This is a genomic window from Paenibacillus sp. FSL R10-2734 (genome assembly GCF_037963865.1).
GTDB lineage: Bacteria > Bacillota > Bacilli > Paenibacillales > Paenibacillaceae > Paenibacillus_AQ.
In genome coordinates, this window is the sequence record NZ_CP150170.1 from 781,222 (window position 1) to 807,384 (window position 26,163).

A 26,163-nucleotide genomic window follows, 5' to 3' on the forward strand; every position below is an offset into this window, starting at 1 on the left:
GTATCTAAGAAGTTGCTATCTTCTGGCGGATTTGGGCAATCGCTTCTCTTGTTACCACTTCCCCAGCGGCTATGTAGTCGTCCGCATCCTTAAAGCTGATTTGATTAAAGCCAAGATCGGGACGCAAGATTACATCCGCTAACTGCAGCTCTTCCTTTATTAGCTTTGCGCTCATGATGTCTATCGTATTCATTAAGGAATCTATCAGATGTCTGGCTGCTCCCTTTGTGAAAGATTCAGGGCAAACGTTAACTGCTATCACAATATCGGCTCCCATGCTTCGTACTAGCGCAGCTGGCACAGGATGAACAATGGCTCCATCGGCTAAGTGCTTTCCTTGATAATTGACAGGTCGCATGGCTACGGGAACGGCTGTACTTGCGGCAATGGCATGTGCAAGTGAACCCGTCCTCATAATATGAGCCTCACCGGTGGAGACGTCTGAGGCTATTGCGCCGAAGGGTATCGGCAGATCCTCAATTAGACGCTTACCGACATGCTTTTCGATAAAGCTGATGATGGGCGCGTTATGAACAAGGGAGCGCATAGGGAAGGTTGGGCGCACCAGTTGTCCCCAACTGATCGTAGAAAGAACCTTCATACATTCTTTTACAGACATTCCGGCTGCATAGGCACCTCCTACCATAGCTCCGACGCTTGTTCCTGCGATCATATCTATGGGAATGCCCTCCCGCTCCAGAATGTTTAACACACCAAGATGAGCCATGCCTCTTGCAGCACCGCTTCCTAACGCCAGGCCAATAACGGGGCGATCTCCTGCTTTACGGACTCGACCGAAGCGGAGGTGGTGACTGTAAATCATACGTCCTTCGCTCCGAATATAGGCTTCCCTTACGATATTTCTTAATTCCTCTACATTATTGTCGAGGTAAGGGAACAGGGACAGCATACTCAGGGCTTCTTGAGAGAGGATTTCTTGCGCATTTCCTGCTCCTTCTTTCTCTAAAAAGTATTGCGCAAGCAGCGGTATATCTTCAGTTCGCTCACGAAGAGGAGGGACAGACAAGACGGCTAAATGGGAAACGGTCTTCAGGGAACAAGTGCTAGTCAGAATGATTCGTAGCTGTGTAGCTGCCCCTAGCATCTGCAGCAACTTCTCAGAAGGACAGGATTCGGCTTCCTCGATGACAATGGTCCCTCCTTTTGCCGCAATGACCTTGGTCTCCCAATCAACGAGGCTCATGTCTGCTACATTTAACACCAGTAGCGGATATTGTCCGTTCGTTGCTCGGTAATGAAGTGCCCTTGCTACGTTTACCTTCCCTGTACCGGGTTCGCCTATCACGACAACGTGGGCCCGCTTCGTTGACAGGTGTTCAATCGATCCGAGAAGTGTTCGCATTTCGGCGCTTTCTCCGATAAGCTCACCATAACGTTCTTGTTCCTCGGATTCATGAAGTTTCATGATGATCTGACTTTTCGAATGTTCTTCTAGTACACGTTCGTTGGAATTTTGGATTCTCTTGATCATGGATTCGATGATCAGGCTGCGGAACTCGCGATTTTTATCCATCAACAGCAGCATGCCATTCCGGGATACAGATATCACATGAACGTTATCGATCGCTTCTACATGCGCACTGATAGGGTCTCTGGTAAGACAGGACATTTCCCCGAAGAACTGGCCCTTCGAGAGTACAGCTAGTTCTACCTTTATTTCCGTACTAATAAATACTTGTACCTGACCGGATACCAAAATATAAATCCGCTGGCTGACCTCGCCCTGTTGCATGATGAGCTTGCCGGGTACATAATGCTCTTCTTGTATTTCTGGGGCTAACTGCTGTATTTCTTCATCGGACAGGTGCTCAAGCATAGGGTAGTTTATGTAGGAAAGATGCAATTTGAATCCTCCTTATGTGGGCATGATTGAGTATTTTCCCCTATATTATCACAATGAAACTTAATGGATGTCATATGACAAAATAGATGACAAAACAGATGACAAATCCGATGATTAAGTTCATTACAACATAGCGTAGCACGGCGAGATCAGATGGTATAATGATAGTAATTACTTGCGATATTGCGTATTCTGTCTACCTAATTGTAACTAGGGAGTGCTGTTGATGTTTGAGATGCCAGGATACCAAACCTTAGATCTGATAGATAATACCGCAGATATCAGACTGTACAGACTCCTGCGCCAAGAGGATGGCATAAGGGTTATCGCCAAGACAACAACAGGCGAATATCCCGGATCTGCCATGGTCGATGCTTTTCGTCATGAGTATGATATGCTTCAGCGCCTTTGCGGTCGTGGAGCAATCGAGGCGTATAGTCTGGAAATCATGGCGGAACGCCCAGTCCTTCTTTTAAAAGATATAGAGGGAAGTACGCTGGATCAAATACTGCATACACCTGATCATTCACTGGGGCTTCCAGTGCTGCTTCGCATTGCCGTAGCTGTTGCTGATTGCCTTATGCAAATTCATCGTGAAAAAATAACGCTAAATGAACTAACCCCCGCTCATCTAATCGTCAATCCAATTACCCTTGAAGTGAAATTTATTGATATACGAATGTGCTCTACTGAAAGTACTACAAGTCCATTGTCGCCATTGAGCGGCCGACCAGATGCTTTTCTTCCTTATATATCGCCAGAACAAACGGGTCGAACCGGGGTGAACCCGGATTATCGTTCGGACTTTTATTCGCTTGGAGTCATCATGTATGAATGTCTCTCAGGCAGTCGCCCCTTTGAGCTTCAGGATGTTGTTGATATTGTATATCGTCATCTTGCAGATACACCTGAGCCTCTACATCGCAGGTTTCCCACTATCCCACTATCTGTCTCTGACATTGTTGGCAAATGCATGGAGAAAATGCCTGATGCGAGATATGCCAGCGCGTTTGGAATCAAGTTGGATCTAGAGGAATGTCTATCCCACCTACAACAATTCGGGTACATCGAGCCCTTCCCGTTAGGAAGCTGGGATATTCCGGAACGCTGGAGGGTATCTGAGCGATTCTACGGAAGACATTTTGAGCAACTTAGCTTACGGGAAGCGCTGAAACGAGCATCACAAGGTGCTGTACAGACGGTCTGGCTTAGTGGCGAGAGTGGTATCGGCAAAACAACCTTTATAAAAGAAACGCTTAGAAACACGATTTCTTTGGATGGTTTTTTCGCCAGAGGCAAATTCGAATCTCGACATACCTCACGCCCTTATGTCATCTGGCATCAAGTTATAGAGGAATTGGTCAGTCAACTGCTGATGGAGACGAAGCTGCAGGTGGAGGTTTGGAAGCTGCGTATTTTACAAGCTGTAGACAGTTACGGGCAGCTGCTGATTGAACTCGTCCCTAAACTTGAGCTCTTGATTGGCCCACAACCCTCCGTACCTCCGTTGCCGCCGCTGGAAGCTCAGCATCGATTTCAATTAATCATGAGCCGATTTATTCAACTCTTCCCTCATGAGGATCATCCTTTGATCTTGATATTGGACAATCTGCAATGGGCAGATGAAACATCGCTGCAATATCTCACTTCGCTTATAGAGGACACGGCCACAAGTCATCTGCTAATCGTTCTTTCCTATCGTGATCGGGAAATTACGAGGCTGCACCCACTCAGTAGGCTGGAAAAGAATTTGATAGACCGCAACGTAGGAATGAGTAGAATTTCTCTACAAGCGCTTGAACTCACTGATTTAAAACAACTGCTACTTGATGTCATGCGTTACGAGGCTGCTGACTTGGAGGAGCTAGCGCGGGTACTTCTACATAAGACCGATGGAAATCCGTTATTCATTAAGCAATTCCTGCAAGATTTGATTGATGATCAGCGAGTGGGGTTCGATGAGAATATTCGAAGCTGGAAATGGGACCTCCAGCGCATTACTGAATTGAATGTTCCCGATAATGCAGCAGCATACCTTTCAAGTAAGTTACAACAATTTCCCGATCAGACGGTATATGCACTTAGTAGAGCCGCTTTACTAGGCAGTCTATTTGATTTGGGTACTCTGGCTGAAATTACGGAGATCCCGATAGAGATTTTGACCGAAGCGTTGGTAGTTGCTGTACATGAGCGCTTGCTGCAGCCCGTTAACGGGGAGGGATATGCGTATTATAAATTCCAGCACGACCGCATTCAGCGGGCGGCCTATGCTCTTGTTCCCGAAGAGGAGTGCCCCGAGCTGCATTGGAGGATTGGCTTATTATTGCTGGGTCGCGACCCTCTTAGTGAAGCAACCACTCTATTTGAAGCGGTCCATCATTTGAATCAGGCGCTTGCGTGGATAGATCGTCCGGAGCAGAGGCTTCAACTAGTGGAGCTGAACTTACGGGCAGGGATAAGCGCAAAGCAATCAACCGCGCATGAGACGTCCTTGCAATATATCCTTCAGGCGACAGCGCTATTAGAGGAGCAGAGCTGGGAGGAGCACTATGGGCTAACCTTCCGCGTATTTCGTGAGAGAGCTGAGCTTGAATACCTATGCTCACATTTTGACAAGGCTAATGAATTATTCCATCTGTTAATTGACAAAGCTGCGACAAATATGGATAAGGCTTACGTCTACGCGATGAAGGTTCAGTTGGAGGCTAGTAATGATAACCATGAAGAGGTTATCTCCTTAGGCCGGCATACATTATCGTTACTGAAAGTGAGCCATCAATTTGATCCTAGCTATGCTCAATTGACGCTTCAATGGTTAAGATTGCGTCGCAGACTACCGAAGGTCTCCCTCGAATCGCTTAATCTTTTACCTCCGATGACTGATGAAGCACGTAGAGTCGCAATGTCCACCTTAGTTCATACGAGCAATGCCTGCTTCTATGTTAATCGAAATGGATGGCTCGCTTCTTCCTTCACCATGATTGAACTAACGCTCGATTATGGGATGACTCCGGAGGCTTCCATTGGGTTCATAGGCTACGCAATGTTTCAATACTATTACTTTCGTAATGATGAAGAGACGTTCAAATGGTCCATGTTGGCGTGCAGCTTATCCAAACCCTATCCGAAGCTGCATGTGAGAACCTTGGCCGTATTCGCATTGTGCTTTGACAGCTGGCGGCGTTATGATCCAGATATGCTCTATACGTTTACCGAGCATGCAGGTAAGGTTGGACTGGAATCCGGTGATTTATGGCAGGGTAACCAGAGTATACTGATCAATTGCGCCACACTTTTGCAATTTGGTCACCCGCTCGGCGATATCTATGATCGGTTAATTACTCATTCTGGCGATTTGCTACGCCATAACAATAGTCTTCATTGTAAGCAGGCTATTGTAGCCGTGGCCCTTCTAGTTCGATTAACAGGTTACCGCTCTGTAGATGATCCATTTAACATCGCTGAGATTAACGAGCCTGAGTTTGCACAGTCGGTTCATGGAGACACATTTGATTTTATACAAGAAATGGTTTGGATCTATCGTTACTTGACGGGCTATGTGTTTGGGGAGTACCGAGAAGCCAGTGAGGCATTAATCAAGTCAGCCGCGATTATTGATTCACGTGATGATGGGGAAGATCATGCCATGCAGATCATGTATGAGACATTGGTCTGGGCTCAGCTGTATGAAGAATATACTGCTGAAGAGCAGCGTGTATATCGGGGGAGAATGCTCAAGCGGCTGAAGATGATGAAGAAGCTTGCTAGTCGTTGCCCAGAAAATTATCAACATAAATATTTATTAATGAAGGCTGAGCTGGCACGCTTATCGGCAGAGGTTCGGCAAGCTGAAGAGCTATATGAACAATCCATTGAAGTTGCTCGTAGCAACGGCCATATTCACGATATGGCAATGGCCGCGGAGTGCTATGGTAAATATGGTCTTCGTCAAGGCAAGATGCATTTAGCGAGGATCTATATGACTGAAGCCTATGAAGCCTATCTGCAATGGGGAGCGAAGGCGAAAGCGGCAGACCTGGAGCAAAAGCATAGCCATCTTCTGCACCTTAAACGGGAACCCGGTTTGGATCGTGTCGATTCCCTTTCTGTGTTGAAATCTGCGCAAGCTTTATCGGGTGAGATGGAGATGAGTCGATTACTAGCTACGCTAATGCGGATCATGCTCCACAATGCTGGGGCCGAGTATGGAGCGGTTATTTTTGATCATGATGGCAGGTGGATGGTCGAAGCTTATGGGACATCGGAAGCACAACATATCGAATCTGTTCAACTTATGGATGAATCGGGGTTGGTTCCGGCAGCGATTATAGCCTACGCGGCAAGAACACAGGAGCAGGTTGTATTACATGATGCCTTCAGTGAGGGAATATTTACGCGTAACGCTTACGTTAGGAAGAATAGATTGAAATCGGTTCTTTGTCTGCCTATCATGAATCAGAATAAATTAGTTTGCTTGCTCTATTTGGAGAATAACCTATCACCAGGTGTATTTACACCGAGTAGGCTTGATGTGCTCAAGCTGCTTGGCTCTCAATGCGCCATCTCTATCGCCAATGCCAAGCTGTATTCAGGCATTCAATATCTTAAGAAAAATCTAGAGGATCAAGTCACAGAAAGAACCCGTAGCCTAGAACGTTCGATGCGTGAGACGTCCGCGGCTTTGGCTGAAGCTACGGTCTATGAGGAACGAAATCGCATCGCTCAGGAGATTCATGACATTGTTGGGCATACACTCACATCGACGATTCTTCAAATTGAGGCAGGGAAGCGCCTGCTCCAGAAGAAAGATATTGATAGTGGTGTTCAACGACTGGTTGAAGCACAGGACCTTGTTCGGCATAGCTTGAATGAAATCCGCGGCTCTGTCCATATGCTGAAGGAGGACAAGTATTCGGACCTCACGGTCATGTTGAAGCAAATGATTCGTGATACAGAGCGTAATGCAGGCGTTGTCGTTCATGCCATTATTTATGATCTGCCGGAGGCCATGTCAACAGCCTATAAAAAGGCCATCTATCATGCTTTACAGGAGGGCTTAACGAATGGAATCAGACATGGTAAGAGTACGGAATTCCATTTTAGTCTGGAGTCTGTCGGAGCGAATTTGCAGTTTAGGCTCAAAGATCGTGGGTCAGGAGATAGTCACATAGAGATGGGCTTTGGACTTAGGACAATGAAAGAGCGGGTTGAGCAACTGGGAGGTAGCTTATCCATCGATTCAGAAATGAATGAGGGCTGTCTACTGGAAATCGATCTGCCAATGCGAAGGGTTGGGAATAGAAAATGAGTAAGATAAAGATTGTAATTGCCGACGATCAATTGTTGACGCGTGAAGGACTTCGTACCATTCTGGATCTGGAGGATGATATGGAGGTGGTGGGTGCTGCCAAGAACGGGGAAGAAGCCTGCGAGATGGTGGAAGCATTCCAGCCTGATCTGGTACTGCTCGATGTTCAAATGCCGGTTATGAATGGGATTAGTGCACTAAAACGAATAAAGCAGATTCGTCCGGACATATTCATTCTGATTTTGACCACTTTTATAGAGACCGATTATATTGTTGAGGGTATGGCATTCGGAGCAAGCGGCTATATGCTGAAAGATATGGATGCAGATAAAATGATTACCTCGATCCGTGATACGATATCAGGGCAATTTATCCTGCCAGCCCCGGTAGCTGCCAAATTGGCGACAAGGATGAATAGATTGACGGAGGAGCACGGACATTGGCAAAGATCCAATGTGGATCGTATGAGTCTGACAGAACGGGAGGAGGAGCTGGCGCAGCTCATTATCCGGGGACTGAACAACCGCGAAATCGCCGATACACTACATATCGCGGAGGGGACGGCGCGTAATTATATTAGTAATCTTTATAGCAAACTAGAGGTGGTTGACCGGGCTCAGGCTATCGTTCGACTTCAAAGCATGAGGTAACATTACAATTTTTACAGTTTCAGGACAATTCCCATATGTAGTGGAATCCTTGCTGAATATGAAATATACTTTTAAAGTCCAGCCGCAAGACAACTAGAATTTGAACTACGATTGGAGAAAATGAAACGATGTCTAATTTACCAAACTGTCCGAAATGTAATTCTGAGTACACGTATGAAGATGGAAGTTTATTAATTTGCCCGGAATGTGCACATGAGTGGACATTAGAATCAGAGTCTGAGAATAATGAAGATCAAAAGGTTATCAAAGATGCCAATGGCAATGTATTAAATGACGGCGACTCAGTAACTGTAATCAAAGACCTTAAGGTAAAAGGAAGCTCATCCGTTCTGAAGATAGGTACCAAAGTTAAAAACATCCGTTTAGTGGACGGAGATCATGATATTGATTGCAAAATTGATGGGTTCGGAGCTATGAAATTAAAATCTGAATTTGTTAAAAAGATATAAAAAGAAAGAATCAGCTTAACTTCGATAGAAGTAGGGCTGATTCTTTTTTTGAGATAATATTCAAAGTCGCGTCATCTTATGATCTCAACAATCTGGTTTCGTCCTGTATTTTTGGCTTGATATAAGGCTTTGTCCACAGATTCGAATAAATCATTTAGTTGATTTGTCGGGCTTTCTATATACTGCTCTGCAAAATTATTAATGGACAGAAGTCCCATGCTTACAGTGATCGATACAGAATGTACAACCTCACCCACATGTACTTTATTGGCCCCTATCATGAATTTGATATGCTCTGCCCAGCGGTTTGCTTGTGTATGGTTCGTATTTGGTAAATAGACGATGAACTCTTCTCCGCCATAGCGTGCAAGAATATCCGTCTCCCTCAGCGATTGCTTAATGACCTCTACCGTGCTACAAATTACGACATCGCCTACTAAGTGGCCGTAATTGTCATTCACCGTTTTGAAAAAGTCGATATCCAGTAGAATGATGGCAAAAGGCTGCTTCAAAATCATGTTTTCTATGATCTCACGCTCTAAGTGCTGTGTTAAGTAATGACGGTTATAACAACCTGTTAAGCTGTCGGTTATGGCCATATGCTTGAGTTTTTGGTTAGTTTGAGAAAGCTCGTTCTGAATTTTAATTAATGCTAAGTTACGCTCTTGCAGGACCTCGTTCTGCTGATTAGTCTCAGCTATGAGGCGCTGTAGCTCGCTTCTATCCTGAAACGTGAGGATCCGTCCAACCATGATCTCGCCTACGACAATTGGCGCCACTGTAATGTGGATATATGCATTGAACGAGGTGTAGAATACTTCAACTTCGCTTCTCTCCATGGGCTGGTTAAGATATGTATGATGGAACATACGGAAAGCACTGGCGGTCTGTCCCAAGGGGGTGAGAGTAGACAAGTCGAAACGATCACCGATCTGCAGATTGATTTTTGGAAAAAGCGCTCGATTGATTTCTACCACAGTTTCGTTATCATCTAGCACAAGAATGCCTTGTGTTAGTGTGTCAATGATATCCTGATGGGCGATGGTTACGAGATCAAATATTTTATCACGATGGATGGCAATGACGAAAAAGATTGCAGAGATTAGTATCCCTAGAGAGGTCATCCCCGGAATCACCGGCTGAGATTTAAGCAGCACCACATTAAGGAACACGTCGAGTAATACAAATACAGCCAGCACTAGCACACCTTTGAGTACGTGAGTAACCTGTTTTTTGATCCGCTGTGTGGCGTTTGATACTAGGGCTGAATAGATGATATGAAGAGAAATAACAATGACGCTGGCTAAGTAAATAATGAACAGCCAAAAAATCGGACCATAAGATCTTTCAATATATCCGCCATGCATGGGGAGGACAAAACTTTCATTTGGATTGGTGATCACCCCAAGTATGATTAATGCTGCGACAATGTATAGGATCAACATGTTCTTTTTTCGGAGGAGGTGTGATTTGCTAGTGAGTAATATCGTAAAAAGAAGCCATCCAATCGCCAACAAAACCGAGTCGATAAATGCGACCTTCACATAAAACAATTGAACACCGGGATCATCCGTCATTTTGATAGCAAATTGACAGAAGGGCCATAACATCATAGTAAAATGAAAAACCAAGTACGCCTTATGTAGGCTAGTGATTTTTACAGAAGCAAATATGTATATGAATAGAACGAACAGAACGAAGAATAATAATAAGTCAATCCATATCATGACATCCAATTTGGGAACACCTTCTTATATAAAAAAATAGGTTCATCTTTATTCGTTAAAGCTCGAAACCTTCTCCCACTCGGTTAACAGCTCCTTCACGCTCTGTGCGGACTGAGGCTTACTGAACAAGTAGCCTTGAATTTTATCGCAGCCTTGCTCTTGTAAATAATCGAGTTGTACAGTCTGCTCCACGCCTTCTGCAATAACACACATATTCATTCGTTTACCAATCATAATAATTTGTTCTACGAGAACGGCTTGATGTGTCCCTGTTTCAATGGAATCAATAAAGGACTTGTCTATTTTCAACGTAGAGATCGGCATATGTGTAAGATAGCTTAAGGAGGAATAACCGGTACCAAAGTCGTCCAATGCAATTTTGATGTTGTAAGCTCTGAGTTCAGCCAGTTTACTGCTCACATATTCGTAAGATTCAACCAGAACACTCTCTGTAATCTCTAGCTCTAAATATTCAGGCGCTAGCCCGGAGGTTTGTAAGGTGTCCAATACTAACTCGTTGAAGTCACTTTGCAGCAGCTGCAGCATTGAAATATTAACAGACATCGTTAGATGCGATAATCCTTGTTCATGAAGACTTTTCAGAAAGGTACAGGCCGTTCTTAACACCCACGCTCCAAGGGGAATGATGAGATGGGAATCTTCTGCTATTTTGATAAACTTATCGGGTGGGACCATTCCTAGCATAGGGCTGTTCCAGCGCAAAAGAGCCTCCAGTCCCGTCACCCTATTCTGAGTCAGATCAATCTGGGGTTGATAGAATAACTCCAGCTCATTTTTCTCTAAAGCGTTATATAACTGCTTCTCAATGTTCATTCGTTCAGTAAAGGTGTCATGCAATGGTTGATCAAAGACGATAATTTGGCCCTTTCCGGCTTCTTTGGCTTTATACAAAGCGATGTCTGCACATTTAAGGAGCTCCATGATAGTATTTCCGTGCTCGGGGTAAGTACTGATTCCGACGCTGAGGCTGACATGCAGTATACTCTCATCCATCTCAATGGCATCTTTAAAACCAGCAAGAATGTGGGAGGTCATGCTGTTTATGCTCTGTCGGTTCTCAATAGAATGTAAAAGAACGATGAATTCATCGCCGACGAAACGATACACATCGCCACTACTTCCAACTAGGGAGCTCAATCTCTCGCTAACCTTAACAATTAGCCGGTCACCGAATTCATGCCCCATCGTATCATTTACATATTTAAAGTAATCAATGTCGATGAACAATAGGGCAGCAGTATTGTTTAAATCCAGAATAGGAGGGCCATTCTCATATAAAGCAAATTTGTTGGGCAAGCCGGTTAATATATCATGATAAGCCAGGTATTGCATCTTTTCTTCATTTAAGGCTAGCTTTCGTTGATTCTCAATGAGCTGATCATATTGCTGTCTGAGTTCTTCTTCTGTAGCAGTGATTTCCTCATAGGCGGCCTCTAGATTTTCGTGTGCATTCACCCTATCCCTGTAGGCGAGGTCCAGTTTTTTTTCGACTCTTTTAATACGTTTGAGAGTACCTAGAATTAGAGCAAAGATAAGCAGTGCTGTTATAAGAATGAAGAACCAGCCTTTAATTATATTAATAAGTCTGATCCACTCTGGATCTTGCGTAAAAGTGGAAACAGCCTTGTCTGTTAGGGGGATCCATAGGCATCCTACAATAAAATATATGACGGCAATTTTTAAGGAACCCCGAACAGGATTGAAGCTTTGTTTGTTTATGGAGTTTTTGTGTTTGTTTCTTTGAAGCATATGACCCTCCTATATCAAGCATGAGAGCTACTTGTTGTAGATGATTTCAACATATTTCATCAAAATCCTCTATTTGTCAGCGATGTTCTGCAAATTTTAAGGATGAGTCTTTGGACAAGGTGGAGCTAGGCATTAATGCCTAGCTTTTTTAATGTTAACTTGTGTTATAATCAAACAAACAACTTGAAGAGAAAATTATAGTTAAGGGGGATTTGTAAGTGGAGATAGGGATCAGTACGTTCGTAGAAACAACACCGGATGTTCACACGGGGGAGTTAATAAGCCATGCGCAGCGATTGCGTGAGGTAGTAGAGGAGATTGTTCTTGCTGACCAGGTAGGATTAGATATATTTGGTGTGGGTGAGCATCACCGAAAAGATTATGCGGCGTCTTCTCCAGCAGTCTTGCTAGCAGCCGCTGCATCACAGACGACACGAATTCGGCTGACTAGTGCCGTAACCGTGCTGTCCTCTGCAGATCCAGTACGTGTATTTCAGGATTTTGCAACACTTGATGGAATCTCGAATGGACGGGCAGAAATCATGGCAGGCCGGGGTTCTTTTATCGAATCGTTCCCGCTCTTTGGCTATGATCTAAATGACTACGATGAGTTGTTCGATGAGAAGCTGGATTTGTTGCTAAAAATAACCGCATCGGAAAAAGTAACCTGGAGTGGAAATCACCGTCCTGCCATTAATAATCTAGGAATTTATCCGCGCCCTGTTCAGAATCCTTTACCCGTATGGATTGGCAGTGGAGGTAATACAGAATCGGTGATTCGTGCAGGTCTGCTCGGACTACCGCTTGTGCTCGCGATCATTGGGGGCAGTCCGCTGCAATTTGCGCCGCTCGTGAAGCTCTATAAGAAAGCAGCGGCTCAAGCTGGACATGATGTGTCGAAGCTTCCGGTTGCCTCACACTCGCACGGCTTTATTGCAGAGGATAATCAGCTTGCGGCCGATATGTTCTTCCCCTCTACGCAGGCTAGCATGAATGTGATTGGCCGGGAGCGAGGCTGGGGTCATTACAGTCGGGCAAGCTATGATGCCGCTCGCAGATTTGAAGGCGCCTTGTATGTAGGTGATCCAGATACTGTCGCTGAAAAGATCATTCACCTACGCAAACATGTAGGCATTACACGCTTTATGCTACATGTGCCGCTAGGTACGATGCCTCATAAGGATGTAATGAGAGCCATTGAGCTACTGGGTACTGAAGTAGCGCCAATCGTTCGAGCTGAGATCGCGAGATGGGAAGCAGAGGTTGAATCGAAATAATAAACGGGGCATCTCATATTGACCCAATCTAGATAAACCAGTATGATCTTACCAATTTATTATTGCTGTTGTAGATTGGGGAGGAGACTGAAGTGGAAGATCAAACCATAGCGAACAGACTTGAAGAATTAGGTATTGTCCTACCTAGAGCTAGTGAACCAGCGGCTAAATACGCTAACTACGTAATCGTTAATGAATTATGTTTTGTATCGGGAAAAGGACCAGCTGGCCATCCCAAAGGAAAGCTGGGTCAAGACTTCACCACCGAAGAAGGCTATGATTTCGCACGCCAAACTGGATTGGAGATCCTTGCCGTTCTTGAGTCAGCTTTAGGTTCTTTGGATAAGGTGAAGAGAGTAGTCAAAATTCAAGGCTTTGTGAACGCTGATCCCTTATTCGAAGAGCATCATAAAGTGCTCAATGGCTGTTCGGATGTATTGCTGGAGGTGTTCGGAGACAAGGGGATGCATGCCCGTTCTGTGTTTGGGGCTGTTTCCGTGAGAGATAACCTTCCGATCATCATTGATTCTATTTTTGAAGTGGATTAAAAAGAGGGCTGCGGCACCGAAAGGTGATCGCAGTCCTCTTTTTTAAAATATAGAATATGTTAAATCTTAATGTGGGACCGGAATTTCTTTTTCCATAATAAAATCATCCATGATGAATCCGTTCCCGATATCCGCAATTTGTTCCCGCACGGTCCGGAAGCCTTTTTTCTCATATACCGCAATACTGGATTCGTTATGACGATTGACCGTCAGCCAAATATGGCTTAGGTTTCGGTCTTTGCACAGCTTCTCTAGGAATGCCAACGCTTGGCTGGCATAGCTGCGTCCCCTGTACTCTTTGCCGATATAAAACTTGCTCAAGAAGAGCTTTCCCTCTTCTTGTCTGGCCGAAATATATCCGACTGCGGAGCCATCGTTATGGATCAAGTAATATTCGTAGCCCTGATGATGGATCTGATCCGTAATCGCTGGAATCGATTGGAACTTGCCAATCATGTAATCAATCTGCTCGATTGTAATAATGGAAACATAATATTCGCGCCATATTTCTGCCGCCAATCGAGCAACCTCAGCGGTTTCTTCCACTGTATTCACGTGTGGAAACATAAGCCTCATGACATGTGCCTGCCTTTCCTAGATCTCTCGCTTCAACCTATCAATTAGAATATCATAACTTATTATAGATGCTTAGTCGCAACTAGCGAAGCATGAAAGGTAAGTAACTTTTCCAGCTGCTTTTGTTGGCTTCTATCCTGTCCCTTAACTGTTAAGTTATGAGATTTAAAATATCATCCATTGCAAGCAGTGAAATATTGTTTTCCATATTATGTCGGGCACGTTTCAAGAACTCCCTAGACCAACCATCGAGTGCTTCAATATTTCCGTTTCGATAGAGAGCTGAATAAAGTATAGCTTGTCTCAAATCTAGAAATAGTGGTAGGTCTTTTAACAATCTTATATCAATCGTGTTTTGCTTTTCATAACCTTTCAAAAACGAAGTTAGATACCTTTTCACAAAAGTTGGAACATCTTCATCAGGACTAGGTACTGCAATGCCATAGAATAAATTAACAGAAATATCTTGCGTGAACCATCCGTATTGACATTCATCGAAGTCAAATACAGTGATGCTTCCATTTGGTTGAACTGTATAGTTACCAAAACAAAAATCACCATGAATAAGTCCGAAACTTTCACTATCACGTGATAATTTGTGGACCCTCTGCATCAAGGATTCAAAATGAGCAATTACAAGGCTCTGGGAAGAGGGAATATGAGTTATGAATTGTTGAAGATAACTATTTTCTTGCCAGTTGTATCGTGTTATCTCGGCTGTACTAGGAACGTATTCTTTAGCTAGTGCGTGCATTCTCCCTGCAATTTCCCCCAGTTTATTAAACTCTTCATTTTGAGATATTTCATCACTCCATAAGGCACCAAGACCTTTTTGGAATGCTACAACTAAAAAACTATTCATCTTTTCAATTAGCTCGCCGTTACTTGATTTCACCGGGGAGGCTACTGGAACACCGTTATTCGCAAGATATTGTATCCATTCTAGTTCACCTTGGATAAGCTCCAGCGTCCTGTGAGATTCATGTATAATCCGAATGATAAGATTCCGTGCCTCGTTATTACTTCCATAAGTGAAGTTTTGGTTCTTCCCCAATAAAATCAACTCTTCAGGCATGAACCCATACCTTTTTGCTGCTTCAGCTACAATCTTATCCGTAAATAAGATTTCAATTGATGGATTCATATTACACCTCATTATTTTTAATTTAAAGTGTTATCTCCCTTCTAGCTAATGCTTTATTAGCACTTCTTTACTCGAAGATTTCTCCCAATAGTATGGTTCATTTTTTCCGCCTCTTTCCATAAAGACTATTCTCGCTGAAACACAGCCCCAATAATTGTAACAAAACTAATTACCCTAATTTTAGTAATAATATATGAACGTATCAATCAACGAGGTGATGACATCATGAAGATTCAAAAGAAAGCGTTACTGCTTCTACCACTTACATCTATGCTCTACACAGCCCCGGCTCATGCGGCTACGATACCTCAGAATCAGGTTACAGGTGTTTTCCTGGATGATCGGCCGCTTGAATTAGAAGTTCAACCCTTGCTCATAAATGGTACAACGCTAGTTCCTATGCGTAAGCTATTTGAAGAACAGGGGGCGAAGATTTCATGGAACAACGATACCAAAATGGTTAAGGCCACCAAGGGAAATCTGGTACTGACCTATCAGATAGGAGATTCGACTGCTAATAAAAACGGACAATCCTTAAACTTAACTGTTCCGGGTCAGGTTGTCGGTGGTAATACGATGATGCCGCTGCGTTTTGTAAGTGAAGCTCTGGGTAGCACCGTGAAGTGGGATGCTAATACTCGGAACATCCGTATCTACTCAGCGGTGGATTACGACACGACGATTCTTTATGGAGTTAACCTGCGAAGTTCGCCGAATTCATCGGACCAGTCAGCTGTTCAGCAAATGTTGTCTGCAGGCGATAAAGTCCATGTCGTTAGGGAAGTGGATGCTTTCTGGTTAGAAGTGCGAACACAAGATAACAAGACGGGATACATATCTGCTAAACCCCAATATAGCAATTATACTAGCGAGTCGCTCGCAGAGAAGCAGGGAAGCGCGCTACTTGCTTACGGAGAGAAGTATCTGGGCACACCCTATGAATTTGGTGCAGCAACGAACCAGACGTCTACCTTTGACTGCTCTTCTTTCGTAGCGCATCTGTTTGATAATGTGTTGTCGGTGGATCTGCCACGCGCCTCTTATAATCAAGCCAAAGAGGGAAAACAAGTTGGAATCAACGAACTGCGTAAAGGGGATTTGTTGTTCTTCAGTGCACGTGGTCTCGACATTGGTCATGTTGCCATGTATGCAGGGAATAATCAGATCTTGCATACGTATTCTAAGGAGAAAGGCGTCCATTATGAAGCCCTAAGTGAGAAGTGGAAGAAGCGTTTTGTGACGGCACGTAGGTTCTTTTAGATTAGGCAGTAATTAGGCTATAATGATCACGATGAAGAAGCGTCCGAATACATTTGGGGGATGAAGCATAGTGACTAAAACAATCGTAGAAAAGCTGAACTTACAAAAATACAACCAAGTAGCGATATTGAATAAACCAGAGGGATCTGATTATTTAGCGGAATTGACAGGTTATGATACTTCGCTTGAACAAGCCTATGATCTTATATTTGCCTTTGTACTAGATATGTCGTCCTTACAAGAACTAGTGAACCGTGTGATTGAGCATCAGCATCTTCATAAGAATGGCTATCTCTTTGTGGCGTATCCTAAAAAGGGAAACAAAGTGTATCCGACCTTTATTCATCGTGACGACTTACTAGAGGGTCTGGGTAGTGATGAGAATGGATACATCGGGACAAGCAATATTAAATTTGCACGCATGGTAGGATTGGATGATGTCTTTACCGTTGTGGGGTTAAAAGAGGATGCTAAGGGTAAAGGTCAGCTTTCCAATACCCCCAGTCAATGTGTGGATGATTATATCTCCTTCATTCCAAATGTGGAACAAGATCTGAAGGAAACACCAGAGCTGCTTACGATCTATCAATCGCTTACTCCGGGATACCGTAAAGATTGGGCTCGATATATCTATAGTGCTAAACAAGAGGCAACGAGAGATAAGCGCAGAGAGGAAATGAAGATGATTCTAAAGGCCGGATATAAGAGTCGGGAGCTATATCGGCAAGGATCCACTTTATAGCGTATCAACATTCGCACCGTCACCAAAAGCATATTATAAAAATAAAAAAGAGATGGTACAGGATTTCTCCTGCGCCATCTCTTTTCGTGCTGTTTATTTTATTTCATAAATCTTGTAAAGCTCATCAAGCATAAGGTTAGCTGCGATAACGCCACCAGATGTATTCCAGATCGCGTCGCTTACTCTGATTGCTTTATTGTTCTTAACAACATTAAGACTTTGCCAGAGTGGATCTTTCAGCATTTCTTGCTCCATCTCGGTGCCTTTGCCGTCACCAGTGTCGTAAGTGAAGTAGAACAACATGTCTGCATCTACTTCCGGAAGACGCTCTTTGGTAATCTCTTCAACAAATGTATCGGTGTACTTCTGATTGTCAGGACGAGTGATACCTAGCTTGGAGAAGGCGATTCCTGTGAAGGTATCCTCTAGGTAGATACGTGTCTTTCCTGCCATAAAACGAACGACAGATACTTTCTGGTTTAGCTTGTCACCTGCTTTTGCTTTGAAATCTGCAGTGCGGCTATCGTATTCGGCAATCTGTTTTTTGCCTTCGTCAGTTTTACCTAAAGCTTCAGCATAGAGCAAGAAGTTCGATTGCCATTCGCCACGAAGCGTTTCAGAGAAGACGGTCGGTGCAATGGCTTTTAGCTGGTCGTATACTTTTTCCTGACGCAATTTATTCCCGATGATTAGATCAGGCTTAAGACTGGCAATGAGTTCAAGGTTTGGCTGGCTTTCTTCACCAACGACAGTTACACCTTCCATATCCGCTGCGATGTGTTCATACCACGGATCACCTGTCCACGATTTAACAGCTCCTACTGGCTTCACGCCAAGGGCCAGCAAAGCCTCCGTTCCTTCATTCGTTAGTACGACTACACGTTTTGGTGTTCCTGTAATCGTAGTTTCTCCCATAGCGTGTGTTACTTTATGTTCTTCTCTTGAGTTGGCTGCATTAGATTCAGCTGGACTAGCTGTATTACTATTATTGGACCCTGCTTGACCACAACCTGACACAATGACAGTCAAGGCGAGTAAAGCTGCGGATACAGTTAAAGAAAATCGTTGTTTTTTTATAACGGAAAACATTTATTAACCCCCTATATATTATGAAAATGATTCTCACTTACGCTGGAAAAAACTATAACAACTTAAAATCTTAAAGTCAACGATTTTTATGATAATGATTATCAGCTTCATTGACAGCCTTTACCTCATGACCTAAAATGTCTTAGAAACCTGATTGGTTTATATGTAAATTAATCATAGGATAATAGGAAAGAGGAAACTATGAGCACTCTACTTACCACGCGATCGCAGAAGGTTGTCGGATTACTGATAGGTCTGTTGTTATTAGTTGCCGGAATTGTATGCAGTATCGCCTTTGGCGTGACCAATATTAGTTGGCATACGATTGCCCAATCCTTCACGGATTACAATGGTTCACAAGAGCATTTGATTATACAGACAGCTAGAGTACCGCGAGCTTTCATAGCTGCGATAGCTGGAGCGAGTCTCGCTGTTGCAGGCTCCTTGATGCAAGGCATCACACGCAATCCCTTAGCTTCACCGAGTCTCTTCGGCATTAACGCAGGAGCAGCCTTCTTCATTGTTGCGGGCTCTGCTTTTTTCGGTGCCAGTGGTCTGACCACCTTTGCAACACTAGCTTTTATCGGCGCGGCAGTTACAGCCGCCATTGTATACATACTCGGCTCCATTGGAAGCGATGGACTGACTCCCCTTAAGGTTACACTCGCGGGTGCTGCAATGACTGCTTTTTTCTCCTCTTTATCCCTTGGTTGCTTGTTAACCGGTGGGCAGACCTTTGATCAAGTCTTATATTGGTTCGTCGGTTCTGTTGCTGGCCGGGACATGGGAATATTCACTACGGCTGCACCTTATATGGGTATAGCGCTGTTGGGGGCTTTTGTAATTGCTAGACATATGAACTTGCTTACGCTGGGGGAAGATGTTGCTACAGGGCTCGGACAGAAGACGATCTTCATTAAACTAGCTGCTGGGATTATCATTGTCTTGCTTGCAGGGGGTTCTGTATCGATTGCAGGTCCTATAGCTTTTGTAGGTATTGTAATTCCACATATTACACGTTACTTGGTAGGCCTGGACTATCGCTGGGTTATTCCTTACTGCGCTATACTTGGGGGTATTTTACTGCTTGGCGCAGATATTGGATCACGGTACATTGCATTTCCGAAGGAAATACCTGTCGGCGTTATGACTGCTATTCTCGGGGTCCCTTTCTTCGTATACATTGCCAGAAGAGGGGATGCCTAATATGGATAAATGGATGACCCTTAGAGGTCGTAATCACTCTTTTCAAATTAGTCGTAGAACATTAATCATGATTTTGTTGCTGCTAGCCGCTAATGTAGTTACGATGATCATCTGTGTAGGACTGGGTAGTACTTTTATTAGTCCGATTGCCGTTATTCGAACGCTTTTCGGTATGGGCGATCCATCCGATGCGATGATCATTTTCTCCTTAAGAATGCCTCGTGTCGTCGTTGCGGTGATGGTCGGTGCGGCACTAGCCATCTCTGGAGCATTGTTGCAGGGCATCGTTCGCAATCCACTCACTTCACCTGATATTATAGGGATTTCGGGTGGTGCATCGCTTGGAACCGTGATTTTTATTCTGTATTTCTCTCATGTAAGCATCCGCTTCATGCCTATTAGTTCGATTGCCGGGGCTTTTGGGGCAGCACTTCTAATCTATCTATTCGCATATCGACGGGGGATTACTCCACTTCGGCTTGTGCTGATTGGGATCGGAATGTCTACGGCGATAACAGCAGTTACGTATATGTTGATCCTCTCATCATCGTTTACGCCGACGGCCGTAGCGGTCAAAGCATTCACCTTCATGACAGGAAGTATATATGGTGTATCTTGGGACCGAGATGTGCTAACGATGTTACCCTGGATGGTTATTCTGATTCCTGCTGCATTAATTTATGCTAGGCACCTGAATGTACAAGAGCTAGGGGATGAGGTAGCTACGAGTGTTGGTAGTTCAGTCCAAGTCAAAAGAACGATTCTGCTCCTTATCAGCGTTGCCCTTGCAGGGGTAGCTGTTGCCATTGGTGGTGCAATCAACTTTATTGGTCTGATGGCTCCACATATTGCTCGAAAGCTTGTCGGGCCTGCCTATGGTGGTGTTATTCCAGTCTCAGCCCTAATTGGTTCACTTGTCTTATTACTATCTGATCTTGTCGCTAGAATTGCGTTTATCCCTCTGGATATCCCGGCCGGCGTATTCACCGCTGCTATTGGAGCGCCTTTCTTCATCTACTTATTGTACCGTCATCGCAGTTCATAAAGGGAGTGACTCTCGTGTCCGTTATCCAAGCGAATAATCTTACGTTATCCTACGGAAAAAAGCCGGTGTTTTCTAATCTCGATGTGCTTATTCCCAAAGGGAAAATTACTGTATTTATAGGGAGTAATGGCTGTGGTAAGTCAACCTTGCTGCGTTCTCTCGCCCGCCTATTGAAGCCTCAAGAGGGCACCATTATTCTGGATGGGAGTGACATTGCCAAGCTGCCTGCCAAGGAAGTGGCGCGACGTCTTGCGATCTTGCCTCAAGGTCCAATTGCTCCAGAAGGATTAACTGTACAGCAGCTAGTAAAGCAAGGCCGTTATCCATATCAAAGCTTCCTTCAGCAATGGTCTCGGGAAGATGAGGCTATGGTGAAAAAAGCGCTTGAAGTGACGCATATGGACGATTTCTCAGGTCGTTCAATAGACTCTCTTTCTGGGGGACAAAGACAACGGGCCTGGATTGCCATGACGCTGGCTCAGAATACCTCGACGATTCTGCTCGACGAACCTACGACTTACCTGGATATGACCCATCAGATCGATATCCTGGATCTCTTATTTGATCTTAATGAGCAGGAGAATCGGACCATTGTAATGGTGCTTCATGATATTAATCTAGCTTGCAGATATGCGCATCATATCGTTGCGGTTAAAGAAGGTCAAATTTACGCGCAAGGGGAGCCAGAGAATATTGTAAACGAGCAGCTGATCCGTGATGTGTTTGATATGGAATGTCAAATAACACCTGATCCACTCTTTGGTACGCCGCTGTGCATTCCTTTTGGCAAAGGCCGAAAGGTAATGATGTCGCCTTCTTAGTACAACTATTATCCAATCCTATTCATCCATTTTCTTCGAAACCACTTCATGCTAGGAGTGGTTTTTAAGTTTAGGGTATAATGGATGAAGATCAAATAGCACAAACCTACGGGGGTGAAATATAGATGAAGCGCATCACGATTTTAATTGCGGATGATGAGGCAGAGATTGCGGATTTGGTGGCCTTGCATTTGCAAAAAGAAGGGTATCGTATCATTAAAGCATCCGATGGGCGGGCAGCGGTACAAGCTATTGAGTCCCAAACGGTAGATTTGGCGATTCTGGATATTATGATGCCAGGGTTGGATGGTTATGAGGTAACTCGCCACATTCGGGAGCAGCATCATCTGCCGATTATATTTTTAAGTGCGAAGACTTCTGATCTCGATAAGATCACGGGACTTGTCATGGGTGCGGATGATTATATGACCAAACCGTTCAATCCAATGGAATTAGTCGCCCGTGTTAATTCTCAACTTCGGCGCTCTATACAATTCAGTCAGCCCGCAGCCATTCTTAAGTCGATTCTTGAAGTGGGTGGATTGACGATTTCACCAGATGAGCACACCGTTACTCTTTATGGGGAGGTTATAGACTTAACTCCGAAAGAGTTTGATATTCTGCATTTATTAGCCAGTCATCCTAAGCAGGTGTTTAGCGCAGAAAGTATTTTTCAACAGGTATGGGGAGAAGCCTATTATGAGAGTGGCAACACGGTCATGGTACATATCCGTACATTACGCAAAAAGCTTGGCGAAGATATGAACAAGAATAAATTCATTAAGACGATCTGGGGCGTAGGGTATACTTTTAATGGGTAAAGCCTGTGAAGCTTGAGTTTAAGAAAAACTTTATAATTGTCCCGCTATTTCTTTAAAGTGTCTTCGGTATTCTATTCCTATCAAGCATAAACGCTTTAAGGAAATGGGAGGACATTGCTGATGAAAAAGTGGGGCTTTTTGGTGATCGTTGTGTTGTTGCTCGGTTATGGCGCAGCTCGTTATTTACCGGATACGGGTAATCTAAATAATAATGATAAGATCCGGAACGGATCGGTTAGAAATAGCGATAGTTTAAAGGTAGTTACGCAAGATGAGGTGTATCAAGGGGATTTGTTACTGGTGAACAAACAATATCCAGTACATAAGGAGAGTGTGAAATCTGATATTGTGACTTTATATGATCGGACGGATCTGGTTCAGGGATATGGACTACTGGATAACTCTATTCGTTTATCTGAAAGTGTGGCGCATGAATTCAATAAGATGATTAAAGCGGCTGATAAAGATGGCGTGAATCATTTTTTAATTAGCAGCGGGTATAGGGATTTTGAGGAGCAAGAGAAATTATACGAGGAAAAAGGCTCTGATTATGCTTTACCAGCACAATATAGCGAACATAACTTAGGATTATCTCTGGACATCGGATCGTCTCAATCGGAAATGAGCAAAGCACCTGAAGGAAAGTGGCTAGAAAAAAATGCTTGGAAATACGGCTTTATTCTACGCTATCCGAAAAATAAAACTGAGATTACAGGGATTAAATATGAACCTTGGCATTTCCGATATGTCGGGTTGCCCCACAGTGCGATCATTCAAGAGAAGGGGATTGTGCTGGAACAATATTTAGATCTCTTGAAGGAGAATAGCGATATTTCAACGGTTGTAGACGGTAAAACATATACTGTAAGCTATTATCCGGTATCCGGCTATACAAGTATTAAGATTCCAAAGAAAGGGCAATATAAGACGTCGGGTGATAATATGGATGGCTTAATTGTGACTACATTCTAATGAGTACAGAACCTAAAAACAAGTCTACTATGAAGTTTTTGCTGGCAGCCGTATTCATCGTCTATATGTATTTTTTGATCCGTATCATTTTATTTAAAGGTGCCCCTGTTAGCATACAATCACTTTGGGAACAAGTGGGGCGTATGCTTGAGCATTCCGACAGAATGTTTAATCGACAGGGTAACTATGTACCCTTTAAAGAGATCTCGCGTGGGTTAGAGCATCTGTCGCTGTCAGATCCTTTTTCATCACTTAATTTGGTGGGCAATCTTCTGGCATTTATTCCGTTTGGAATGATTGTCCCTATGCTGCTCTCACAAAAAGTAAGGTTATTCCAAAAAGTCTTCATGCTCTCTCTTGCGCTTAGTCTGAGCTTTGAAGTTACACAATTAGTATTGTATATCGGTACCTTTGATGTGGATGATCTTATCTTAAACACTAGCGGTGGGGTAGTCGGTTACGCCATATATAGACTCTCGGTTTCTTCTGGATTGTTTACAACTATATCGAAGCGGTGTTAGTATTTGTGGATGTAGGTTATAGACATAGGGTAGAAGGGGCATGTTATGAAAAAGCGTATTTCGGATATTGTTTCCATCATTGTAGGAGCATTGCTGTTCTCCTTGGCCGTTAACTTGTTTGTTATTCCGAATGAGTTCGGTGAAGGTGGGGTAACGGGGCTGACTATGATTACATACTATTTGTATCAGTGGTCGCCAGGTATTGTTAGCTTGATTCTTAATGCTTTATTATTAATAATGGGTTACAAATTTCTAGACAAAACTACAACGGTATACACGATTATTGCGGTATTTTTTAATTCGTTGTTCCTGATTCTTACGAAGAATTGGCATATTGCTAGCGATGAGTTGATCATCAATGCAATATTTGGAGGCATCTTGTCTGGTGTGGGTATCGGACTGATTATACGAGTGGGTGGGACGACCGCAGGGTCAACTATTATCGCCAGAATCCTGCATAAATTTTTGGACTGGAACGTTAGCTACGCTCTTCTGCTTGTCGATTTAGTAGTGGTGTTCGCTTCGTATTTCATTATTGGTGTTCAAAGTCTGATGTTTACGATCGTGATGCTCTATATAGCGACTAAGGTGATGGACTTCATTATTGAGGGAGTGAATCCTAAGAAGGCAGTTACAATTGTATCCACGGAACAGGACAAAATTGCTGAGCAAGTCAATGGAATTATGGATAGAGGTGTCACAGTAATTTATGGCCGAGGGTACTATAGTAAAACACCCAAAGAGCTTCTTTATATTGTCATTAGCAAACAGGAAGTGACCATGCTCAAGAAAATCGTGAGATCGATTGATAAAGAGGCTTTTATCACCATCCACGATGTAAGAGATGTGTTCGGAGAAGGCTTTGTAGAATTGTCAAAATAAAGCGGAAGAGCTGTTCAGTAGCTATAAAGGCTGCTTGGACAGCTTTTTTTTGGATCAGGGGTTAAAGTGTGATTGATATCATTGCAATTTATATTTCGTTCACGTTTTATTAATTTTTAATGTGATTCAACGCACACTCTCCCATATGCAGCATCTATATGCTTTTTATAAGGTAATTATTTCACTGTAGAAGAGGGGTTATTTATATGTTAGATCAGCAGACGATTGATATCATAAAATCAACGGTACCGGTATTACAGGTTCATGGAACAACCATTACTACTGTCTTCTATGGCATGTTATTTGAAAATCATCCAGAGCTATTAAATATATTTAATCATGCCAACCAGCGGCAAGGGAAACAGCAGACAGCACTTGCTAACGCAGTACTTGCAGCGGCCGTTAATATTGATCAGCTAGGAAATATTTTGCCTGTGGTAAAGCAGATTGCAGAGAAGCATCGAGCACTAGGTGTATTGCCTGAGCATTATCCTATCGTGGGCGAGACCCTGTTAGCTGCGATTGGGCAAGTGCTTGGCGATGCGGCAACGCCGGAAATTATAGGTGCATGGGCCAAGGCGTATGGTGTGATCGCAGATGCTTTTATTGGTGTCGAAGAAGAGAAGTATCGTGAAGCTGCCGAAGCTCCGGGTGGTTGGAGTGGATTTAGAAATTTTGTTGTGACTAAGAAGGTTAAAGAAAGCGAGCTTATTACTTCCTTCTACCTCTCTCCAGAGGATGGAGGGGAAATAGCTTCATACTTGCCGGGTCAGTACATCACGGTTCGTGTTCAGCCAGCTGGCGAGGAATACACCCATGTTCGCCATTACAGCTTGTCCAGTGCGCCAGGAAATCCTTATTACCGTATCACAGTTAAACGGGAAGGCGAAGGGATCGATAAACCGGCAGGTGTCGTATCCACTTATCTGCATGATGTCATCCAAGTGGGATCTAAATTGGAAGTGGGCTCCCCAGCTGGTGATTTCGTACTGGATCAGAGTAGTGATATTCCGGTGGTTCTAATCAGTGGGGGTGTGGGGTTAACTCCAATGGTAAGTATGCTGGAGACAATAATTACTGCACAGCCAGAACGCAAGGTAACATATATTCATGCAGCCATCAATGGAAGCTTGCATGCTATGAAAGATAGGTTGGCGGAGTTAGACCAATCTCATCCTGCTTTACGCTCCTATGTATGTTATGAATCTCCAGTTAAAGGAGATACGTTCAATAAATCCGGTTATATTGATTTATCTTGGCTGCAAGAGGTGGCAGACGTAAACTCTGAATTCTATTTCTGTGGACCTACCCCTTTTATGAAGGCAATCTATAAGGCCCTTAAGGAATGGAAGGTACCTGATGAGAGAATTCATTTTGAATTCTTCGGTCCAGCCGGCAGTTTAGAAGCATAATAGTTAGATCAAAAAGAGCGTCTCAGTCATTAAGACTGGGACGCTCTTTTTATGAGTT

Annotated in this window: 21 protein-coding genes; 15 read left to right on the forward strand and 6 right to left on the reverse strand. The window is 43.7% G+C overall.

Annotated elements, in window-relative coordinates; genetic code table 11:
* Positions 1-4: 4 nt before the first annotated feature.
* Positions 5-1,837 (reverse strand): patatin-like phospholipase family protein, encoded by a 1,833-nt coding sequence (locus tag NSS67_RS03590; RefSeq protein WP_339318343.1) that lies wholly within the window; start codon positions 1,835-1,837, stop codon positions 5-7.
* A 253-nt stretch (positions 1,838-2,090) separates the two neighbouring features.
* Here NSS67_RS03590 and NSS67_RS03595 point away from each other — a divergent pair, with 253 nt between their 5' ends.
* The 3 genes from NSS67_RS03595 to NSS67_RS03605 all read left to right on the forward strand — a co-directional run bounded on the left by NSS67_RS03595 (position 2,091) and on the right by NSS67_RS03605 (position 8,292).
* On the forward strand, positions 2,091-7,172 hold the full coding sequence (locus NSS67_RS03595; protein WP_339318344.1) for an AAA family ATPase: 5,082 nt from the start codon (positions 2,091-2,093) through the stop codon (positions 7,170-7,172).
* Positions 7,169-7,822, forward strand: coding sequence for a response regulator transcription factor (locus NSS67_RS03600; protein ID WP_339318345.1), 654 nt, complete (start codon positions 7,169-7,171; stop codon positions 7,820-7,822). The genes NSS67_RS03595 and NSS67_RS03600 overlap by 4 nt, the downstream gene beginning before the upstream one ends.
* Positions 7,823-7,950: 128 nt before the next feature.
* The gene (locus NSS67_RS03605) at positions 7,951-8,292 is read left to right on the forward strand and encodes a zinc ribbon domain-containing protein YjdM (protein ID WP_339318346.1); all 342 of its coding nucleotides are present in this window, start codon (positions 7,951-7,953) and stop codon (positions 8,290-8,292) included.
* Positions 8,293-8,363: 71 nt separating this feature from the next.
* Here NSS67_RS03605 and NSS67_RS03610 read toward each other — a convergent pair whose 3' ends face one another.
* Positions 8,364-10,019 carry a diguanylate cyclase gene (locus NSS67_RS03610; protein WP_339320492.1) on the reverse strand — a complete coding sequence of 552 codons (1,656 nt, stop codon included), beginning with the start codon at positions 10,017-10,019 and terminating at the stop codon, positions 8,364-8,366.
* Between the two features lie 48 nt (positions 10,020-10,067).
* Positions 10,068-11,789 (reverse strand): EAL domain-containing protein, encoded by a 1,722-nt coding sequence (locus tag NSS67_RS03615; protein ID WP_339318347.1) that lies wholly within the window; start codon positions 11,787-11,789, stop codon positions 10,068-10,070.
* A gap of 218 nt (positions 11,790-12,007) precedes the next feature.
* On the opposite strand from NSS67_RS03615, the gene NSS67_RS03620 reads away from it, so the two are divergent.
* Both NSS67_RS03620 and NSS67_RS03625 read left to right on the forward strand, forming a co-directional pair.
* A complete protein-coding gene (locus NSS67_RS03620; protein ID WP_339318348.1) occupies positions 12,008-13,066 on the forward strand; it encodes an LLM class flavin-dependent oxidoreductase in 1,059 nt (352 codons plus the stop codon).
* Between the two features lie 92 nt (positions 13,067-13,158).
* Positions 13,159-13,614: a RidA family protein gene (locus NSS67_RS03625; RefSeq protein WP_339318349.1), complete on the forward strand. Its 456-nt coding sequence runs from the start codon at positions 13,159-13,161 to the stop codon at positions 13,612-13,614.
* Between the two features lie 66 nt (positions 13,615-13,680).
* On the opposite strand, the gene NSS67_RS03630 is transcribed toward NSS67_RS03625, so the two are convergent.
* Positions 13,681-14,190, reverse strand: a complete 510-nt coding sequence (locus tag NSS67_RS03630) for a GNAT family N-acetyltransferase (RefSeq protein WP_339318350.1) — start codon at positions 14,188-14,190, stop codon at positions 13,681-13,683.
* A 151-nt stretch (positions 14,191-14,341) separates the two neighbouring features.
* Positions 14,342-15,334 (reverse strand): phosphotransferase, encoded by a 993-nt coding sequence (locus NSS67_RS03635; protein ID WP_339318351.1) that lies wholly within the window; start codon positions 15,332-15,334, stop codon positions 14,342-14,344.
* A 225-nt stretch (positions 15,335-15,559) separates the two neighbouring features.
* On the opposite strand from NSS67_RS03635, the gene NSS67_RS03640 reads away from it, so the two are divergent.
* Together NSS67_RS03640 and NSS67_RS03645 are read left to right on the forward strand one after the other, a co-directional pair.
* Positions 15,560-16,594: a stalk domain-containing protein gene (locus NSS67_RS03640; protein ID WP_339318352.1), complete on the forward strand. Its 1,035-nt coding sequence runs from the start codon at positions 15,560-15,562 to the stop codon at positions 16,592-16,594.
* 67 nt (positions 16,595-16,661) lie between these two features.
* Positions 16,662-17,336 (forward strand): YdeI/OmpD-associated family protein, encoded by a 675-nt coding sequence (locus tag NSS67_RS03645; RefSeq protein ID WP_339320493.1) that lies wholly within the window; start codon positions 16,662-16,664, stop codon positions 17,334-17,336.
* Between the two features lie 93 nt (positions 17,337-17,429).
* Here NSS67_RS03645 and NSS67_RS03650 read toward each other — a convergent pair whose 3' ends face one another.
* The gene (locus NSS67_RS03650; protein WP_339318353.1) at positions 17,430-18,425 is read right to left on the reverse strand and encodes an iron-siderophore ABC transporter substrate-binding protein; all 996 of its coding nucleotides are present in this window, start codon (positions 18,423-18,425) and stop codon (positions 17,430-17,432) included.
* Positions 18,426-18,626: 201 nt separating this feature from the next.
* On the opposite strand from NSS67_RS03650, the gene NSS67_RS03655 reads away from it, so the two are divergent.
* The 8 genes from NSS67_RS03655 (at position 18,627) to hmpA (ending at position 26,105) form a co-directional block, all read left to right on the forward strand.
* Positions 18,627-19,631, forward strand: coding sequence for an iron ABC transporter permease (locus NSS67_RS03655; protein ID WP_339318354.1), 1,005 nt, complete (start codon positions 18,627-18,629; stop codon positions 19,629-19,631).
* 1 nt (position 19,632) lies between these two features.
* The gene (locus NSS67_RS03660) at positions 19,633-20,676 is read left to right on the forward strand and encodes an iron ABC transporter permease (RefSeq protein WP_339318355.1); all 1,044 of its coding nucleotides are present in this window, start codon (positions 19,633-19,635) and stop codon (positions 20,674-20,676) included.
* Between the two features lie 14 nt (positions 20,677-20,690).
* Positions 20,691-21,497 (forward strand): ABC transporter ATP-binding protein, encoded by an 807-nt coding sequence (locus NSS67_RS03665; RefSeq protein WP_339318356.1) that lies wholly within the window; start codon positions 20,691-20,693, stop codon positions 21,495-21,497.
* A gap of 125 nt (positions 21,498-21,622) precedes the next feature.
* Complete coding sequence (locus tag NSS67_RS03670; RefSeq protein ID WP_339318357.1) at positions 21,623-22,318, forward strand: response regulator transcription factor; 696 nt, start codon at positions 21,623-21,625, stop codon at positions 22,316-22,318.
* 120 nt (positions 22,319-22,438) lie between these two features.
* Positions 22,439-23,290 carry a M15 family metallopeptidase gene (locus NSS67_RS03675; RefSeq protein ID WP_339318358.1) on the forward strand — a complete coding sequence of 284 codons (852 nt, stop codon included), beginning with the start codon at positions 22,439-22,441 and terminating at the stop codon, positions 23,288-23,290.
* A gap of 29 nt (positions 23,291-23,319) precedes the next feature.
* Complete coding sequence (locus tag NSS67_RS03680; RefSeq protein WP_339318359.1) at positions 23,320-23,811, forward strand: VanZ family protein; 492 nt, start codon at positions 23,320-23,322, stop codon at positions 23,809-23,811.
* Positions 23,812-23,856: 45 nt separating this feature from the next.
* A complete protein-coding gene (locus NSS67_RS03685; RefSeq protein ID WP_339318360.1) occupies positions 23,857-24,693 on the forward strand; it encodes a YitT family protein in 837 nt (278 codons plus the stop codon).
* Positions 24,694-24,899: 206 nt separating this feature from the next.
* On the forward strand, positions 24,900-26,105 hold the full coding sequence (hmpA, locus tag NSS67_RS03690) for an NO-inducible flavohemoprotein (protein ID WP_339318361.1): 1,206 nt from the start codon (positions 24,900-24,902) through the stop codon (positions 26,103-26,105).
* Positions 26,106-26,163 lie beyond the last annotated feature (58 nt).

Bases quoted from the DNA above. Each gene is read 5' to 3' on its own strand.
- NSS67_RS03590 (WP_339318343.1), bottom strand. From the start codon at position 1,837: ATGCTTGAGCACCTGTCCGATGAAGAAATACAGCAGTTAGCCCCAGAA.
- NSS67_RS03595 (WP_339318344.1), top strand. From the start codon at position 2,091: ATGTTTGAGATGCCAGGATACCAAACCTTAGATCTGATAGATAATACC.
- NSS67_RS03600 (WP_339318345.1), top strand. From the start codon at position 7,169: ATGAGTAAGATAAAGATTGTAATTGCCGACGATCAATTGTTGACGCGT.
- NSS67_RS03605 (WP_339318346.1), top strand. From the start codon at position 7,951: ATGTCTAATTTACCAAACTGTCCGAAATGTAATTCTGAGTACACGTAT.
- NSS67_RS03610 (WP_339320492.1), bottom strand. From the start codon at position 10,019: ATGATATGGATTGACTTATTATTATTCTTCGTTCTGTTCGTTCTATTC.
- NSS67_RS03615 (WP_339318347.1), bottom strand. From the start codon at position 11,789: ATGCTTCAAAGAAACAAACACAAAAACTCCATAAACAAACAAAGCTTC.
- NSS67_RS03630 (WP_339318350.1), bottom strand. From the start codon at position 14,190: ATGAGGCTTATGTTTCCACACGTGAATACAGTGGAAGAAACCGCTGAG.
- NSS67_RS03635 (WP_339318351.1), bottom strand. From the start codon at position 15,334: ATGAATCCATCAATTGAAATCTTATTTACGGATAAGATTGTAGCTGAA.
- NSS67_RS03640 (WP_339318352.1), top strand. From the start codon at position 15,560: ATGAAGATTCAAAAGAAAGCGTTACTGCTTCTACCACTTACATCTATG.
- NSS67_RS03650 (WP_339318353.1), bottom strand. From the start codon at position 18,425: ATGTTTTCCGTTATAAAAAAACAACGATTTTCTTTAACTGTATCCGCA.
- NSS67_RS03655 (WP_339318354.1), top strand. From the start codon at position 18,627: ATGAGCACTCTACTTACCACGCGATCGCAGAAGGTTGTCGGATTACTG.
- NSS67_RS03660 (WP_339318355.1), top strand. From the start codon at position 19,633: ATGGATAAATGGATGACCCTTAGAGGTCGTAATCACTCTTTTCAAATT.
- NSS67_RS03670 (WP_339318357.1), top strand. From the start codon at position 21,623: ATGAAGCGCATCACGATTTTAATTGCGGATGATGAGGCAGAGATTGCG.
- NSS67_RS03675 (WP_339318358.1), top strand. From the start codon at position 22,439: ATGAAAAAGTGGGGCTTTTTGGTGATCGTTGTGTTGTTGCTCGGTTAT.
- NSS67_RS03680 (WP_339318359.1), top strand. From the start codon at position 23,320: ATGAAGTTTTTGCTGGCAGCCGTATTCATCGTCTATATGTATTTTTTG.
- NSS67_RS03685 (WP_339318360.1), top strand. From the start codon at position 23,857: ATGAAAAAGCGTATTTCGGATATTGTTTCCATCATTGTAGGAGCATTG.
- hmpA (WP_339318361.1), top strand. From the start codon at position 24,900: ATGTTAGATCAGCAGACGATTGATATCATAAAATCAACGGTACCGGTA.